This is a genomic window from Thiohalorhabdus sp. Cl-TMA (assembly GCF_041821045.1).
In the GTDB taxonomy this organism is placed as follows: domain Bacteria; phylum Pseudomonadota; class Gammaproteobacteria; order Thiohalorhabdales; family Thiohalorhabdaceae; genus Thiohalorhabdus; species Thiohalorhabdus methylotropha.
Map to the genome: position 1 here is coordinate 245,297 of NZ_JBGUAW010000003.1, position 15,245 is coordinate 260,541.

A 15,245-nucleotide genomic window follows, 5' to 3' on the forward strand; every position below is an offset into this window, starting at 1 on the left:
TTTGCTGAAGAGCAGCTACCGCAACCCAGTTCCGGGAAGCCTGGCTGCGGGCAGGGCTGAAGAGCGTCTACCAGGAATGGCGGCTTCGCTTTTGGAAGTCGCGACCTGGAGATCGCTCCTACAACGGTAAGCAGCCCGCCGTACCCTTTCCGCATCCCCGTTTAGGAACCTCCATGATCGGCAAAATCGTCCAATGGTCCCTCAAGTTCCGGCTGTTCGTGCTGGCGGGGGCCGCCCTGCTGCTGGCCTGGGGAATCGTTGAGTCCATGCGCAGCCCGGTGGACGTCTTCCCCGAGCTCACCGCGCCGCGGGTCACCGTGGTCACCGAGGCCCACGACATGGCGCCCCGCGAGGTGGAGCGGCTGGTGACCTACCCGGTGGAGACGGCCCTGAACGGCTCGGCGGGGGTGCGCCGCATCCGCTCCTCCACCGGCGTGGGGATCTCGGTGGTGACGGTGGAGTTCGAGTGGGGCACGGACATCTACCGGGCGCGGCAGGTGGTGTCCGAGAAGCTGCAGGGGGTGCGGGGCGCGCTGCCGCCGGGGGCGGGCCAGCCCACCCTGGCGCCGGTGACCTCGGTAATGGGCGAGGTGATGTTCCTGGCGGTGACCGGCGAGGCCGATCCCATGGCCCTGCGCACCGCCGCCGACTGGACGGTGCGCCGCCGGCTGCTGGCGGTGCCGGGCGTGGCCCAGGTGATCCCCATCGGCGGCGACATCAAGCAGTACCAGGTGCAGGTAAATACCGAGCGGCTGGCCGCTCACGGCGTCGGCCTGAACAAGGTGGTGGCGGCGGTGGCCGATACCAACCGCAACGTCTCCGCCGGCTTCTACGTGGACAGTGGCCGCGAGCTGCTGATCCATGGCCTGGGGCGGGTGTCCGATCCCGAGGAGATCGGCAACACGGTGGTGGTCAGCCGCGACGGCCATCCGGTGCGGGTCCGGGATCTGGCCGAGGTGGCCATCGGGCCCGCCCCGGTGCGCGGCACCGGTTCCCGCAACGGCGAGGCCGCGGTGGTGATGGGCGTACAGAAGCAGCCGGGGGTGAACACCCTGGCCCTCACCGAGCGCCTCGATGCGGAGATCGAGGCGCTGCGCACGGACCTGCCGGAGGGGGTAGCCCTCAAGGCCGACCTGTTCCGCCAGGCGGATTTCATCCACACCGCCGTGGACAACCTGATGGAGGCGCTGCGCGACGGCGCCATCCTGGTGGTGGCGGTGGTCCTGCTGTTCCTGGTGAGCCTGCGTGCCGGGCTGGTGAGCCTGGTGGCCATCCCGCTGTCGCTGGTGGCGGCGGTGCTCGCCCTGCGCGGCATGGGCGGCACCCTGAACACCATGACCCTGGGCGGCCTGGCCATCGCCATCGGCGCGGTGGTGGACGACGCCATCATCGTGGTGGAGAACATCGTCCGCCGCCTGCGGGAGAACAACGCCCGACCGGAGGGCGAACGCCGACCGGCCATTTCGGTGGTGGGGGAGGCCACCCGCGAGATCCAGGGCTCCATCGTCTTCGCCACCTTCATCATCATCCTGGTGTTCACGCCGCTGTTCTTCCTGCCCGGCATCGAGGGACGCTTCATGGGGCCGCTGGGCTTCGCCTATATCGTTGCCCTGGGCGCGTCCCTGCTGGTGGCGATCACCGTCACACCCGCCCTGGCGAGCATCACTCTGCCGTTCTCCCGGACCGTCAAGCGGGCCTTGGAGCCGCGCATGGTGGAGCGCACCAAGCGGGCCTTCGCCCCGCTCCTCGATGCCACCCTGCATCGCTGGCGGGCGCTGACCGCCGCTTCCCTGCTGGTGCTCGCCGGGGCCGGGGCGGCCCTGACCTGGGCCGGGCAGTCCTTCCTGCCGGAGTTCAACGAGGGCTCGCTCACCGTCAGCGTGGTGACCCGGCCGGGCACGGCGCTGGAGGAATCCGACCGGCTCGGCAGCATGGTGGAGGCCATCCTCCTGGAGCACCCGGAGGTGACCTCCACCGCGCGGCGCACCGGCCGGGCGCAGCTGGACCCCCACGCCCAGGCGGTGTACGCCAGCGAGATCGACGTCTCCCTGGACCTGGGCGACCGCCCCAAGGCGGACCTGCTGGCCGACCTGCGCGCCGAGCTACAGGCGGTGCCGGGCACCAACGTGGTCATCGGCCAGCCCCTGTCCCACCGCATCGACCACATGCTCTCCGGCACCCGCGCCAACATCGCCGTGAAGCTGTTCGGCCCCGAACTGGACCGGCTGCGGGAGCTGGCCAAGGAGGTGCAGGGCGTCATGGAAGGGGTGCCGGGGGTGGTGGACCTGGCGCGCCAGCCCCGAGCCCAGATCCCCTTCCTCACCGTGGACTTCGACCGCGACGCCATCGTCCGCCACGGCCTGACCACCGGCGAGGTGGGGCGGGCGGTGCGCACCGCCTTCACCGGCACCACCGCCTCCCGGGTGCTCCAGGGCCAGAAGGCCTTCGACCTGGTGGTGCGCCTGCCCCCAAAGGCCAAGGAGGACCGCGACGCCATCGGCGAGGCGCCCATCACCACTGCCGACGGCACCCAGGTGCCGCTGCACGCCCTCGCCGAGATCCGCGAGACGCGCGGGCCCAACACCATCCTGCGCGAGGACGTGGCGCGCAAGATGATCGTCATCGCCAATGTCTCCAAATCCGATCTGGTGGGCGTGGTGCGCGACGCCCAGGAGGCCGTGGCGGCGCAGGTGGCGCTGCCCCCGGGCTACCGCATCGAGTACGGCGGCCAGTTCCGGGCGGCCCAGGAGTCCACCCGCGCCCTGCTGTGGATGGGGGCGGCGGTGCTGGCGGGGATCTTCCTGCTGCTCTATGTGGCCTTCGACTCGGCGCGCGACGCCACCCTGGTCATGGTCAACCTGCCGCTGGCCCTGATCGGCGGCATCGCGGGGCTGTTCGCGGCCGGCGGGGTGATCTCGGTGGCCACCCTGATCGGCTTCATCGCCCTGTTCGGCATCGCCACCCGAAACGGCGTCATGCTGGTGAGCCACATCCACACCCTGCGCGGGCAGGAGGGCGAGGGGCCGCTGGCGGCGGTGCGCCGCGCCACCCTGGAGCGGCTGGTGCCGATCCTGATGACCGCCCTGTCCGCCGGCCTGGGGCTGCTGCCCCTGGCCCTGAGCGCCGGGGAGCCGGGCAGCGAGATCCAGGCGCCCATGGCCTTGGTCATCCTGTTCGGGCTGCTGTCCTCCACCATCCTGAATATGGTGGTGCTCCCGGCGCTGTATCTGCGCTTCGGGGCGGCGAGCCGGACAGGCCGGGAGGGGACGGTTTAAATCGGCGTCGAGGCGTCCTTGTGCAGGGACAGGGCGAGGAAGGCCCCAAAGGGCAGGTGGGCCGGGAGCATCCGCTCCAGGACGCGACCGACCGGTCCGGCATTGGGAGAGAAGATGACCGTGCCCCAGCGTGTTGCGTCTGGGGCAGGAGAAAGTGCGCTGGACCAGGAGCGGGCCTCCCCGAGGCTGTCCCAACGGGCGTTGGCGTAGCCGCCGCGCCCGGCCTTTCTACGGTGGAGCAGGCTGCGCCGGTTCAGCAGCCCCACCAGCACCGCCCTTCTCGCCACCCGCCACATCTCCGCCAGCGCCGCCTCCGGGTTGTCGATGAAGCACAGGCTGGTTACCGCGGTCACCAGGTCGAAGGAGTGGTCGGCGAAAGGCAGGCTGATGGCCGTGCCCCGCACCCAGGGCAGCTCGGGGCTCCAGTGACGGGTGTAGTCCAGCATGGCGGGGTCGGGGTCCAGCCCGGTAACTGCCAGCCCGGCCCCGGCGAAGCGCCGGGTGAAGTGGCCGGTACCGCAGCCCACATCCAAGAGGGTCTCTCCGGACTGCGGCTGCAGCAGGCGGTGCATGAGCGTCGCCTCCCGCCCGGCGATTCAGACGCCGTGCGGGGTGTGGTACCAAGCCTCGTAGTCCGCCGCCTCCATGCGGTTCTCCTGCCTGATAGGGACGGGAGCGAGCTTAAACCGCGCAGCTTGAGCGGAGCCAGTGGGGAGAGGGGGCCTAGCTTTGCAGCGGGGCAGGAGGTGGCTTGTACAGGCGCCCCGGGGTGCTCCGGGGCGCCGGGTAGAGACGGGGCCGGAAGCTGCCGCCCGCTAGTGCTTGTACCCGTGCTTGGAGCCGTGCTTGCCGCCACCCATGTGCATTTTGTGCATGCGCTTCTTCATTTCCTGCAGCTTCTGCATCTGTTCCTGGTTGAGCACGCCCATCATTTCGTTGCGGGTCTGGACCTTTCCCTGGAGCAGGGTTTTCTTCTTCTGGGCGATCTGTTCATAGATCTTGCCGACTTCTTCGGGGCTGGGCTGGTCCTTCTGCATCTCCTGGTAGAGCTGCCAGCGGAGCTGCATCATCTCCACCTTCATTCCGGCGCGCTGCTGGGCGTATTCCTTGTAGATATTCGCCATTTCCTGGACCTGGCCCTCGTCCAGGCCCAGGGCGCTCATGCCCTTCATCATCATGCCGTGGTCCATCATGTCCATGCCGTGGTCCGACATACCGCCTTCCATCATACCGTGGCCCATCATCATGCCGTGCAGCTCCCCGTGCTCGTAATCGTTCGCGAGGGCGGGGGCGGCCAGGGAAACCGCGGTTGCAGTGCCCAGGGAAACAAAAAGATTGCGGAATATTCGGTTCATGGCCCATTTCCTCCCGTGTAGCGGCGAATTGTTCCGGGCAACAAAGCTTCTTCGGGCTTCCTTACCACCCTGTGCAAAGTGCTTTTCCGTGGTCCAGAAGGGAAGTCCCTGCTCCTATCCTCTTTGCCCGGAGCCCGTCAGGGGGCCTGCGCGGCGTCTCCCTTGGGCTGGAACCGTTCCAGCAGCTTGGCGTTGACGGCGACGATCACCGTGGAGGCGGACATCACCGCCGCCCCCACCGCCGGGGGCATGAGGAGCCCGGCCCAGTAAAGGGCACCGGCGGCTAGGGGGATAGCGACGATGTTGTAGCCGGCCGCCCACCACAGATTCTGGATCATTTTGCGATAGGTGGCGGCGGACAGCTCCGCCACCGCCGCCACGTCGCGGGGGTCGGAGTTCACCAGCACGATGTCGGCGGATTCCACGGCCACGTCGGTACCGGCCCCGATGGCGATGCCCAGATCGGCCTCCACAAGGGCAGGGGCGTCGTTGACGCCGTCACCCACCATGGCGACGGTCAGGCCACGGTCCTTCACCTCGCGGATCTGTTTGGCCTTCTGGTCCGGCAGCACCTCGGCGAAATAGTCGTCGAGGCCCAGCTCGCCGGCCACGGAGCGGGCCACCTGCTGGGAGTCGCCGGTGAGCATCATGCACTGGATCCCCAGGGCCTTGAGGCGGTCGATGGCCTGCCGCGATTCCTCGCGGACGATGTCGGCGAGGGCCACGGCCCCCACCGCCTCGTTATCCCGCACCACATAGACCACCGTGTGGCCGTCGGCGGCGAGCCGCTCCGGACGGTCACTGTTCACGGCCAAGCCCTGGCGTTCCACGTAGCCGGGGCTGACCACGCGAACGGTGGCCTCGCCCACCTCGGCCTCCACGCCCTCGCCGGGCAGGTTCCGGAATTCCCCCGGTTGTTGGATGGTCAGCCCCCGGTCCTGGGCGCCGCGGACGATGCCGCGGGCGATGGGGTGCTCCGACTGGCCCTCCAGGGCGGCGGCCAGGGCCAGCGCCTCGTTCTCATCCAGGCCTCCGAGGGCCACCACCTCGCTGACCCCGAAGCGCCCTTCGGTGAGGGTGCCGGTCTTATCGAAGACGATGGCGTCCAGGTCCCGGGCGCGCTCGAAGGCGGCGCGATCGCGGATCAGTAGCCCGTTCTTGGCCGATTTGGTGGTGGAGACCGCCACCACTAACGGCACCGCCAGGCCGAGGGCGTGGGGGCAGGTGATGACCATGACCGTGACCATGCGCTCCAGGGAGAAATCGAAGGCGTAGCCGGCCGCCAGCCAGGCCGCCAGGGTGACCGCCCCCACGGTGAGCGCGATGTAGGTGAGCCATGCGGCGGCGCGGTTGGCCAGGTCCTGGGTTCGGGAGCGGGACTGCTGGGCCTGGCGGACCATGTCGATGACCTGGGAGAGGTAGGTATCGGCCCCGGTCTTCTCGATCTCCAGGGTCAGCGCCCCCTCGCCGTTCACGGAGCCGCCGATGGCCTCATCGCCCGGGCCCTTGCTCACGGGTTTCGATTCGCCGGTGAGCATGGACTCGTTGAGGCTGGAGGTGCCTTCCTCGATGACCCCGTCGGTGGGGATCTTCTCGCCGGGCTTCACCAGCACCCGGTCCCCGGGAGAAAGGTCCTCCACGGAGACTTCCTCGGGGTCCCCTCCCTTGGTGAGCCGGTGGGCGGTGGCGGGCATGAGCTTGACCAGGGCCTCCAGCGCCCCCGAGGCGCCCATTACCGAGCGCATCTCGATCCAGTGCCCCAGCAGCATCACGTCCACCAGGGTGGCGAGCTCCCAGAAGAACACCCTGCCGGAGAGGCCGAATACCACCGCCGAGGAGTAGAGGGAGGCCACGCTGATGGCCAGGGCGATCAGGGTCATCATGCCCGGCTGGCCTTGTTTCAGCTCCGAGGTCAGGCCGGTAAGGAATGGCCAGCCACCGTAGAAGAAGACGCCCACCGAAAGGGCGAACAGGACGTACCCGTCTCCCGAAAAGGCCAGGGTTTCGGTCAGTCCCAGGAAGGACTGGATCATGGGAGAAAGGGCCAGGATGGGGACGGTCAGGGCCAGCGAGACCCAGAACCGTTGCCGGAAATCGGCGATCATGGCGTCATGGGCATGATCTCCGTGGGCCCGGCCGCCGTTGCCGTGATCACCGGTGGCGCGGGGCGCACGGGCATGCTGGTCGGCTTGCGTGGAAGTGGTTGAAGGCTGCAAAGCTTCCTCCGGCAGGTGCTATCGGAATACCGGCCGTCCCTCCAGGGCATGGTGGGCCATGAGGGAGCCGGCCGCGCTCCAGGCCTGGTGCTGGTTTCCTCCGGCGGTTAGCTGTCGTCCGTGCACGTACTCCGGGAAGGACCAGGACGCCCCGGCCATGGGCAGGGCGTTGGCGCGGTCAATGGCCTCGGTGACCCGCAGGGCCTGCTCGGTCCGGCCGCGATGGGCCAGGTCGGCCGCGTGAAAGCCCGAGAGCATGGGCCACAGCCCGCCGTTATGGTACTCGTGCGGCTGGTTCTTGAAGGAATAGGAGAAGGTCATCTGCAGCTCCTCCCATTCCTCGTCGCGGGGAGTGATGACCGGGTGGAAGGCCGGCGCCAGCGGCAGCTCCTCGGGAAGGATGCCGTCCAGATAGGCGTCCACGCTTCCCTGCTGGGTGGGGTCGGCGATACCGAGAAGGGAGGCCAGGAGGTTGGCGAACGCGTCGAATCGGTAGCCGTAGCCCGAGGGGGAGAAGAAGGGCAGCCAATACCGGCCGTGGCAGAAGCAGGCCGCTTCCCGGCCCTTTTCCCAGAGGATCTCGTGGTAGGCGTCCGGGGGCGGCTCGGCATCCCTCTCGGGGAACCAGTAATTGGCCCGGATCAGATGGTGGAGCCGCGCCCGTTTTTCCTCCAGAGGGTGGTCCGCCGAGCCGTGCAGTGCCTGATGGATGCGGCACAGCTCCGATTGGGCCTGGAGATAGAGGAGCTGGTCGTAGAGGACGTAGCCGTGCTGCAGGTATTCGTCCGCCCAGTCGCCCGTCTGGGGCACGTGGAGCAGGCCCCGGTTGTTCATCTCCCAGGCCCCGAGCAGGAACTGGACCCGTTCCAGGTGCGGCGTGATGGCATCCAGAAAGCCGTCGTCACCGGTCGCCCGCCAATACTGCCCGCAGCCGACCACGAACCAGAGGTCGGCGTCCACCCGTCCGGCCGTTCCGCCGTAGCTGATACGGTCGGCGCGGGGGTCCACGTTGCTGGGGATTTCCCCGTGGCGCCCCTGGTAGCGGGCAAGGGTGCTCAGCGTCCGCCGGAAGGTGTCGATCAGCCCCTCGTCCCCGGTCATCAGGGCCGCCAGCCCCACGATGCCGCCATCCCGGGCCCAGACGCGCTGGTAATTGTCCTGTTTCACGGGGCTGGCGAGGAACCCGGACGGGGAGCTGCAGCTCCGGAGAAGCGCGAGGGCCCTGCGGTAGCCGTCGTCCTCCATGGCTTTCCTGCTCTCGGTGACTCCCATGCCTCCAGGGTATATGGTGCGGCCTGGAGGCCTACCAGGATGGACCCGCATCCCCGTAGGGCCTCGCGGCCTGTTCTCCGCGGCGGCGGCAACGGCGCGGGGGTGGCGTACCGGCGGGTGTTTGCTGCACATTGCGGATAAAGGTGTCCGGACCGGTGATGCCGGCACCGGGCGCCCGACACCCGGCGTGAGCCGAAGGACGACAGCCCACCATGAAGACCCTGCTTCTGCTCCTGCTTATCACGCTATCCGAAGCCACCATCGGTGTTTTCGTGAAGCTCGTCGATGGCCGGATCCCCATTCAGACCCTCAATTTCTACGCCCTGGCCTTCGCCGCGGCGTTCCTCATGGCGGCCCTGCCGCTGGCCACCGGACAGTCCCCGCGCTTTCCCCGGGACAATGTTAAGGACACCGTGATCATCGGGGCACTGATTGCCCTGCAGATCAGCGTGTTCAACTTCGCAATGACCCTGGCGCCCATCGCCAACGTGGTGATCTTCTGGAGCGTGGCGCCCTTCTTCACCTTTATCTTCTCCGCCGTCTTCCTCGGCGAGAAGGCGCGCAAGAGCTATATCCTGATCTTCGCCCTGGCCCTTACCGGCATCGTCCTGGCCAAACCGCTCGAGGGGGGCAACATGGCCGGCAACCTCGTGGCGCTGGGCGACGGCGCCATCTATGCGGCCATGGTCACCTACATGCGCCACGAGGGGAAAACCGAGGCGGGCAACGACATCGCCTGGTCCATGCTGACCGGGGCGCTGCTGCTCTCGCCCGCGCCCTTGCTGTTTGGTCCGGGCGCCGTCGGGGCCATGATCCCGTACCCCACCCTCGGGGCTTCCCTGCCGGTGATGTTGTGGGCGGCCTGCCTGGGGATCGTCTCCACCGGCTTCGCCTATTTCGGCATCTCCATCGTCCTGAAGCGACTCCGCGCCAATGCCTACGCGCTCGTCGACATCATCGTCTCTCCGGTGGTGGCCTCCCTGCTGGGGTATCTGGTCTTCGGCGAGGTGCCCGCCGGGAGCACCATCTACGGGGGAGCTATCCTGCTGGGTGCCGGGTTCTGGCTGACCCTGGAGATGTCGCGGGGCCGGGAGAGCCAGGCCGTGCATCCCGATCAGTGCGCATCGGGAAGCCGGGCCGTCTCCTCCCGGGCATAGGGGTCGGCGGGAACTCCTTGACCTGGCCGTGGTCTCAAGTTTACAACTTGTTGTAAGGTTGAGGCTCACCGCATAGAGGGGAGGAGTGCCCATGTCCACCATGACCATCGGCCAGCTGGCGGGTGAGCTGGGGCTGGCCACGGAGACCCTGCGCTACTACGAGCGTCGCGGGCTGGTAATCCCGAGCGGGCGTTCGGGATCCGGCTATCGCCTGTACGGGGAAGACGCCCGGGAGCGGCTGCGCTTCATCCGCCGGGCGCAGGCCCTGGGCTTCAGCCTCGACGAGGTGGCGGAGCTGCTGGCCATGTCCGACAGTCCCCAAGCCGGCGCCGGCGAGGTGAAGGCGCTCACCGATAACCGAATCGCCGACATCGAGGCACGGATCCGGGACCTGGAGCATCTGCGCGACGGCCTCAAGGCGCTCTCCGAGCAGTGTCCGGGGCACGGCTCCACTGCGGACTGCCCCATCCTGAGCGCCCTGAACCGGGACGATGAGTAGAAGAACCGGAACGTAGTCCTGTAGGAGCGACCTCCAGGTCGCGATACTTGAACGGGCACGTTGGGAATTGCTGCTGAATCAATGGGCGGCTTGCTCCCCATGGGAGGGAAACGCATGAAGGAATTGGACCTCGGCATCGAAGGCATGACCTGCGCCTCCTGCTCCTCGCGGGTGGAGCGGGCCCTGAACAAGCTGGAAGGGGTCTCCGAGGCGAGCGTCAACCTGGCCTCGGAGCGGGCCACCGTGCGCTTCGACGAGGAGGCGGTGGACGCCGAGCGGATCGCCGAGACGGTTAGCGAGACCGGCTATGCGCCCCTGATCGCAGAATACGAGATCGGCGTGGGCGGCATGACCTGCGCCAATTGCTCCTCCCGGGTGGAGCGTAAGCTGAACAAGCTGCCGGGCGTGGTGACGGCCACCGTGAATCTTGCCACCGAGCGGGCTACGGTGCGCTATTTCCCGGAGACCGTGACCCCGCGGGGCATCGCGGCGACCATCAGCGACACCGGCTACGAGCCCCGGCCTCTGGAGGAAGAGGCCGGGGAGCAGGATCCCGGGGCGCGGCGCGCCCGCTCGCTGGCAGCCATGCGCCGCGACCTGTGGATCGCGGCCGGACTCACAGTGCCGGTGCTTTTCCTTGCCATGGGTGCCATGGTGGTGCCGGGACTCCACGAGCTGCTGGCCGCCGCGGAGCCGTGGCCGGGGGCCTGGGATTGGACGCAGCTGGTGCTCACCACCCTGGTGCTGGCCATTCCCGGGCGGCGCTTCTGGGGACCGGGCCTCCAGGCCTATCGCCAGGGCTCCCCGGACATGAACAGCCTGGTGGCCACCGGCGCCGGGGCCGCGTGGCTCTACAGCCTGGGCGTGGTGGTGGCCCCGGGCCTGTTCCCGGCCGAGGCCCGCGGTCTCTATTTCGAGTCCGCAGCGGTGATCGTCACCGTGATCCTGTTCGGGAAGTACCTGGAGGAGGTGGCCAAGGGGCGCACCAGCCAGGCCATCCGCAAGCTGGTGGGCCTGCAGGCCAAAAATGCCCGGGTGCTGCGCGACGGGGTGGAGGAAGAGGTCCCGGTGAGCCGGGTTCAGGTGGGCGATTGGCTCGTGGTGCGCCCCGGGGAGCGGATCCCGGTGGACGGCCGGGTTACCGAGGGCAGCAGCTACGTGGACGAATCCATGCTCACCGGGGAGCCGGAGCCGGTGGTCAAGGCCGCCGGCGACGAGCTGGTGGGCGGCACCGTGAACCAGTACGGTGTCCTGCAATTGGAGGCTACCCAGGTAGGTAGTGACACGGTGCTGGCCCAGATCATCCGCCTGGTGGAGCGGGCCCAGGGGGCCAAGCTGCCCATCCAGGGTCTGGCGGACCGGGTGGTCCGGGTGTTCACTCCCGTCGTGCTGGGGGTGGCCGTGCTGACTTTCCTGCTGTGGCTGGCTTTCGGCCCCGCGCCGGCAATCACCCTGGCCCTGGTGAGCGCGGTGGCGGTGCTGGTGGTGGCCTGTCCCTGCGCCATGGGCCTGGCCACGCCGGCGGCCATCATGGTGGGTACCGGGCGGGCGGCCGAGCTGGGCGTGCTGTTCCGCAAGGGCGAGGCCCTGGAGCGTCTCTCGGAGGTGGATACGGCCGTGTTCGACAAGACCGGCACGCTCACCGAGGGCCGGCCGCGACTCACCGACTTGGAGACCGCCGACGGCGAAACGGCCGGTGCCCTGCGCCTGGCCGCCGCCGCGGAGGCGGCCAGCGAGCACCCGCTCGGGGCCGCCGTGCGCGAGGCCGCGGACGGCCGCGGTCTGAATATCCCGGAGGCCGAGGGGTTCGAGGCGGTGCCGGGCCACGGGGTGCGGGCCGAGGTGGACGGCGCCCGGGTGCTCGTGGGCTCGGCGCGCCTGCTGACGGAGCACGGCGTGGACGCCTCGGCCTGGGCGGGGCGCGCATCCGCGCTGGCCGGGGCGGGCAAGACCCCCATCTTGCTGGCGGTGGATGATACGGTTCAGGCAGTGCTGGCCGTGGCCGATCCGCTCAAGGCGGAGGCGGCCGCCGCCGTGGCCGCACTGCGCGAGCGCGGGCTGCGCGTGGCCATGATCACCGGTGACAACCGCGCCACTGCCGAGGCCATCGCCCGGCGCGCGGGCATCGACGAGGTGCGCGCGGAGGTGCTGCCCGACGGCAAGGCGGAAGCCGTGGAAGCCATGCAGGGCGCGAGCCGGCGGATCGCCTTCGTGGGCGACGGCATCAACGATGCCCCGGCCCTGGCCCAGGCCGAGGTAGGCGTGGCGGTGGGCACCGGAACCGACATCGCCATCGAAGCCGCGGACGTCACCCTGAGCCGGGGCAGTCTCGACGGGGTGGTCACCGCCCTGGACGTGGCTCGGCGCACCCTGAGTACCATCCGGGGCAACCTGTTCTGGGCCTTCGCCTACAACGTTGTGCTGATCCCGCTGGCGGCGGGGGTCTTCTACCTGCCGTTCGGCTGGCACCTGAATCCCATGATGGCGGGCGTGGCCATGGGCCTTTCCAGCCTGTTCGTGGTTTCCAACAGCCTGCGGCTGCGTAGAATGCGTCCGGTCCGGCTTTCCGGGGAAGGGGGGCATGTCCCCGCCGCGGAGCCCGAGGCGGACGCCACGCCGGCGAGGGCCGCCTGAATTTCAAACGTCGATTTGAGCGATAAGGAGGACGAGATGGCGGGCACCACCCTGAAGGTGACGGGCATGACCTGCCGCCACTGCGTGAACGCCGTGAAGGAGGTCCTGGAGGAGGTGAACGGCGTGGAAAGCGCCGAGGTCTCCCTGGAGGAGGGCCGGGCCGAGGTCACCGGCAATGCCGACCCTTCGGCCCTGATCAAGGCGGTGGCCGAAGAGGGCTACGAGGCGGAGGTGGCAACCTAGGCGGCGCCCTATCTCCGGTGCCGGTTGGGCCCTGCACCGCTCCCCCGGCATTGAATTCGCCGCGAATTTCCGCCACAGCGAGCTAGGTTCGGCGGAACAGGGCCCCCACGAACTGTTGTGGTTTGCCGGCCGGGGTTCGGTGGGCTTCGTACCGGGTGGCGCATAGCTCGAATCCGGTACCCAGGGCTTCCTCCAGTCCCTCTGGGGTGTAGCGCACTACCGGGAGTCCGCTGCAGCAATCGGGCCCGTCGGGACCGAAGCTTGCTATGATCACGTGACCTCCGGCCGGCACGGTGGAGCGCAGGCGCTCGAGATAGGCGGTGCGCTCGCCAGCCTCCGTGAGGAAGTGGAACACCGCCCGGTCGTGCCATAGCCGATAGCACCGGGGCGGTTCCCAGGCGGTGACATCGGCCTCGATCCAGGCCACGGAGGCGGCGCGCTCGCCGAGGCGTTCCCGCGCTTGGGCCAGGGCGCTACCCGCCAGATCGAGTACCGTTACGTCGGAGTGGCCCCGGTCCAAAAGGGCATCAACCAGGTGCGCCGCCCCGCCGCCGATGTCGATGATCGGTTCATCGGGCGCGGTTCCGGCCTGTCCGATGAGCGCCAGGGACATTTGTGGTCGATCCTGGTGCCAGCTCACCTCGGATTCGTCCTTCTCGTGATAGATCCGCTCCCAATGCCCCTTCCGGGCCTCCCAAACCTGATTCATTGCCCTTTCCCCTCGGTAGCCGCTGAAGAGCTGACCCGCTCTATCGGTAGATCCGCCTCGTTCCAGGCCGTCATGCCGCCGCGGACCATGTGCACGTCGGAAAAGCCGTTCCGGGCGAGAAGGTCCGCGGCCTTGGCCGAGCGTCGGTCGGCCTTGCAGAGCAAGGCGACGGGGCGATCCGTGGCACCGGACAGCTCGTCGAGGCGACGAGGCAGCTCGTCCACGGGGAGGTTGACCGCCCCGGGGATATGGCCGAGCGGTCCGGTGAATTCCTCCGGCGTGCGCACATCCACCACCAGCAGGTCGTCCCCCGCCTCCAGGCGCTGGTGGATTTCGTCCACTTCCAGCATGGACCGTTGCCGTAGCCGGGCCACCAGCCGGGGCAGGAAGGCTGCCAGGGCCAATAGGGCCAGGCCCAGAAGACCCTTCCGGATCAAGTCCTCGGCGCCGGTGGCCGCCTCCCGGCCAACATAGCCGAGGTAGGTGTAGGCGACGGCGCCCGGTGCCATGCACACCAGGGTGGCGATTACGTAGGACAGTAACGGGATGCGGGTGAGGCCCAGGGCATAGTTGAGGAGGTTGTAAGGAAAGATGGGCACCAGACGGGTAAAGGCCACGAAGCGCCAGCCCTCTGACTCCACCCCCTGTTTGAGCCGCTCCAGCCGGCCGCCGGTGTGCTCGGCCGCCCAGTCCGAGGCCAGGTAGCGGGCGATGAGGAAGGCCAGGGTGGCGCCGATGGTGGCCCCGGCCAGATTCACGATGGTGCCGAGCACCGGGCCGAACAGGGCCCCACCGGCCAGCGTGAGCACGGAGCCGGGTAGGAACAGCACCGCCCCGATGGTGTACAGGGTCAGGAACAGCAGGGGCGCCAGGCCGCCGGTGCCCTGGATCCAGGCCTCCACGGCGGCCGGGTCCACCCGGTCACGGTAGAATAGGGCGGTTCCAACGGCCAGGAGCAACAGGCCGCCCAGTAGCCACCGCAGCCATCTAGGCGGTGCCATCGGTGGTCTCCTTGAGGCGCTGGTTGATGGGGTACTCGGGGGTGCCGCCGCGGAACGGGATGCCGACCAGCAAGCCGTCGAGCCACACCGCAGCGCGCGGCTCGCGCACGCTGTGGATGCCGATGGGCATCCCCTCGTGGCCGGCGCGCGGCTGGTCGCGGTAGGTGCCCAGCAGGCTGTCCCACCAGGGCAGGTTGAAGCCGAAGTTGCTGTTGGTCTCGTCGCCCTCCACGGAGTGGTGCACGCGGTGCATGTCCGGGGTTACCACGACCCAGCGCAGGATCCGGTCCACACCGGGGGGCAGCCGCAGGTTGCCGTGGTTGAACAGGGCGGTGGCGTTGAGTAGCACCTCGAAGGTCAGCACTCCGGCGGCTGGAGCCCCCAGCGCAGCTACGGCGGCCAGCTTAATGAGCATGGAGAGCACGATCTCGATGGGGTGGAAGCGCAGGCCGGTGGTGGTGTCGAAGTCTAGGTCGGCGTGGTGGACGCGATGCAGCCGCCACAGTGCCGGCACGGCATGAAACATGACGTGCTGCAGGTAGACGATCAGGTCCAGAATCACCACGCTCAGGATCAGCGCCGGCACGGCCGGTAAGGCCCACTGATTGAACAGTCCCCAGCCGTGGGTCTCGGCGTACAGGGCGGTGCCCACGGCCGCGGCGGGAAACAGCAGGCGCAGCAGGACGGTGTTGAGCACCACCAGTCCCAGGTTATTGAGCCAGCGCACCCAGCGTGGCTGGCTGCGGGGACGGCGGGGCATGGCTGCCTCCCAGAACGCCATCACCCCGAGGATGCCGAGGAAGAAGCCGAGGCGAATCTGGGGCGCGTAAGCAAGCAGCATTTCGGACACCGTCATGGCCCTATTCTCCTTGCGCGGCGATCGA

At 68.7% G+C, this 15,245-nt stretch carries 12 protein-coding genes; 5 read left to right on the top strand and 7 right to left on the bottom strand.

The genetic code is table 11. The features are described from left to right. The first annotated feature begins 173 nt into the window (after nucleotides 1–173). The gene (locus tag ACERLL_RS05545; RefSeq protein WP_373655072.1) at nucleotides 174–3,275 is read left to right on the top strand and encodes an efflux RND transporter permease subunit; all 3,102 of its coding nucleotides are present in this window, start codon (nucleotides 174–176) and stop codon (nucleotides 3,273–3,275) included. Here the strand turns inward: ACERLL_RS05545 and ACERLL_RS05550 are convergent. From ACERLL_RS05550 to ACERLL_RS05565, 4 genes are all read right to left on the bottom strand, one after another. Further along, the gene (locus ACERLL_RS05550) at nucleotides 3,272–3,847 is read right to left on the bottom strand and encodes a class I SAM-dependent methyltransferase (protein WP_373655073.1); all 576 of its coding nucleotides are present in this window, start codon (nucleotides 3,845–3,847) and stop codon (nucleotides 3,272–3,274) included. The two genes, ACERLL_RS05545 and ACERLL_RS05550, sit on opposite strands and share 4 nt — an antisense overlap. 243 nt (nucleotides 3,848–4,090) lie before the next feature. Beyond that, a complete protein-coding gene (locus tag ACERLL_RS05555; RefSeq protein WP_373655074.1) occupies nucleotides 4,091–4,630 on the bottom strand; it encodes a Spy/CpxP family protein refolding chaperone in 540 nt (179 codons plus the stop codon). A gap of 137 nt (nucleotides 4,631–4,767) precedes the next feature. Further along, nucleotides 4,768–6,735 (bottom strand): copper-translocating P-type ATPase, encoded by a 1,968-nt coding sequence (locus ACERLL_RS05560; RefSeq protein WP_373655196.1) that lies wholly within the window; start codon nucleotides 6,733–6,735, stop codon nucleotides 4,768–4,770. A 129-nt stretch (nucleotides 6,736–6,864) separates the two neighbouring features. Beyond that, on the bottom strand, nucleotides 6,865–8,091 hold the full coding sequence (locus ACERLL_RS05565; RefSeq protein WP_373655075.1) for an amylo-alpha-1,6-glucosidase: 1,227 nt from the start codon (nucleotides 8,089–8,091) through the stop codon (nucleotides 6,865–6,867). A 239-nt stretch (nucleotides 8,092–8,330) separates the two neighbouring features. Between ACERLL_RS05565 and ACERLL_RS05570 the strand changes: the two genes are divergently transcribed. From ACERLL_RS05570 to ACERLL_RS05585, 4 genes are all read left to right on the top strand, one after another. Beyond that, complete coding sequence (locus tag ACERLL_RS05570) at nucleotides 8,331–9,275, top strand: DMT family transporter (protein ID WP_373655076.1); 945 nt, start codon at nucleotides 8,331–8,333, stop codon at nucleotides 9,273–9,275. 91 nt (nucleotides 9,276–9,366) lie between these two features. Then, entirely contained in the window at nucleotides 9,367–9,774 is a 408-nt protein-coding gene (locus tag ACERLL_RS05575) for a heavy metal-responsive transcriptional regulator (protein WP_373655077.1), read from the top strand. A gap of 114 nt (nucleotides 9,775–9,888) precedes the next feature. Further along, nucleotides 9,889–12,408, top strand: a complete 2,520-nt coding sequence (locus tag ACERLL_RS05580; protein ID WP_373655078.1) for a heavy metal translocating P-type ATPase — start codon at nucleotides 9,889–9,891, stop codon at nucleotides 12,406–12,408. Nucleotides 12,409–12,444: 36 nt separating this feature from the next. After that, the gene (locus ACERLL_RS05585) at nucleotides 12,445–12,651 is read left to right on the top strand and encodes a CopZ family metallochaperone (protein ID WP_373655079.1); all 207 of its coding nucleotides are present in this window, start codon (nucleotides 12,445–12,447) and stop codon (nucleotides 12,649–12,651) included. An 82-nt stretch (nucleotides 12,652–12,733) separates the two neighbouring features. Here ACERLL_RS05585 and ACERLL_RS05590 read toward each other — a convergent pair whose 3' ends face one another. Genes ACERLL_RS05590 through ACERLL_RS05600 form a run of 3 tightly spaced genes read right to left on the bottom strand, consistent with a single transcriptional unit; the run spans nucleotide 12,734 to nucleotide 15,217 of the window. Next, entirely contained in the window at nucleotides 12,734–13,360 is a 627-nt protein-coding gene (locus ACERLL_RS05590; RefSeq protein ID WP_373655080.1) for a class I SAM-dependent methyltransferase, read from the bottom strand. Beyond that, on the bottom strand, nucleotides 13,357–14,361 hold the full coding sequence (locus ACERLL_RS05595; protein WP_373655081.1) for a VTT domain-containing protein: 1,005 nt from the start codon (nucleotides 14,359–14,361) through the stop codon (nucleotides 13,357–13,359). The genes ACERLL_RS05590 and ACERLL_RS05595 overlap by 4 nt, the downstream gene beginning before the upstream one ends. Next, complete coding sequence (locus ACERLL_RS05600) at nucleotides 14,348–15,217, bottom strand: sterol desaturase family protein (RefSeq protein WP_373655082.1); 870 nt, start codon at nucleotides 15,215–15,217, stop codon at nucleotides 14,348–14,350. Before ACERLL_RS05600 ends, ACERLL_RS05595 begins: the two co-directional genes overlap by 14 nt. Between the last annotated feature and the right edge of the window lie 28 nt (nucleotides 15,218–15,245).

Excerpts from the sequence above, each read along its gene's own strand:
- ACERLL_RS05600 (WP_373655082.1), bottom strand. The coding sequence starts at position 15,217 with ATGACGGTGTCCGAAATGCTGCTTGCTTACGCGCCCCAGATTCGCCTC.
- ACERLL_RS05565 (WP_373655075.1), bottom strand. The coding sequence starts at position 8,091 with ATGGAGGACGACGGCTACCGCAGGGCCCTCGCGCTTCTCCGGAGCTGC.
- ACERLL_RS05595 (WP_373655081.1), bottom strand. The coding sequence starts at position 14,361 with ATGGCACCGCCTAGATGGCTGCGGTGGCTACTGGGCGGCCTGTTGCTC.
- ACERLL_RS05575 (WP_373655077.1), top strand. The coding sequence starts at position 9,367 with ATGTCCACCATGACCATCGGCCAGCTGGCGGGTGAGCTGGGGCTGGCC.
- ACERLL_RS05555 (WP_373655074.1), bottom strand. The coding sequence starts at position 4,630 with ATGAACCGAATATTCCGCAATCTTTTTGTTTCCCTGGGCACTGCAACC.
- ACERLL_RS05590 (WP_373655080.1), bottom strand. The coding sequence starts at position 13,360 with ATGAATCAGGTTTGGGAGGCCCGGAAGGGGCATTGGGAGCGGATCTAT.
- ACERLL_RS05560 (WP_373655196.1), bottom strand. The coding sequence starts at position 6,735 with ATGATCGCCGATTTCCGGCAACGGTTCTGGGTCTCGCTGGCCCTGACC.
- ACERLL_RS05545 (WP_373655072.1), top strand. The coding sequence starts at position 174 with ATGATCGGCAAAATCGTCCAATGGTCCCTCAAGTTCCGGCTGTTCGTG.
- ACERLL_RS05550 (WP_373655073.1), bottom strand. The coding sequence starts at position 3,847 with ATGCACCGCCTGCTGCAGCCGCAGTCCGGAGAGACCCTCTTGGATGTG.
- ACERLL_RS05570 (WP_373655076.1), top strand. The coding sequence starts at position 8,331 with ATGAAGACCCTGCTTCTGCTCCTGCTTATCACGCTATCCGAAGCCACC.
- ACERLL_RS05580 (WP_373655078.1), top strand. The coding sequence starts at position 9,889 with ATGAAGGAATTGGACCTCGGCATCGAAGGCATGACCTGCGCCTCCTGC.
- ACERLL_RS05585 (WP_373655079.1), top strand. The coding sequence starts at position 12,445 with ATGGCGGGCACCACCCTGAAGGTGACGGGCATGACCTGCCGCCACTGC.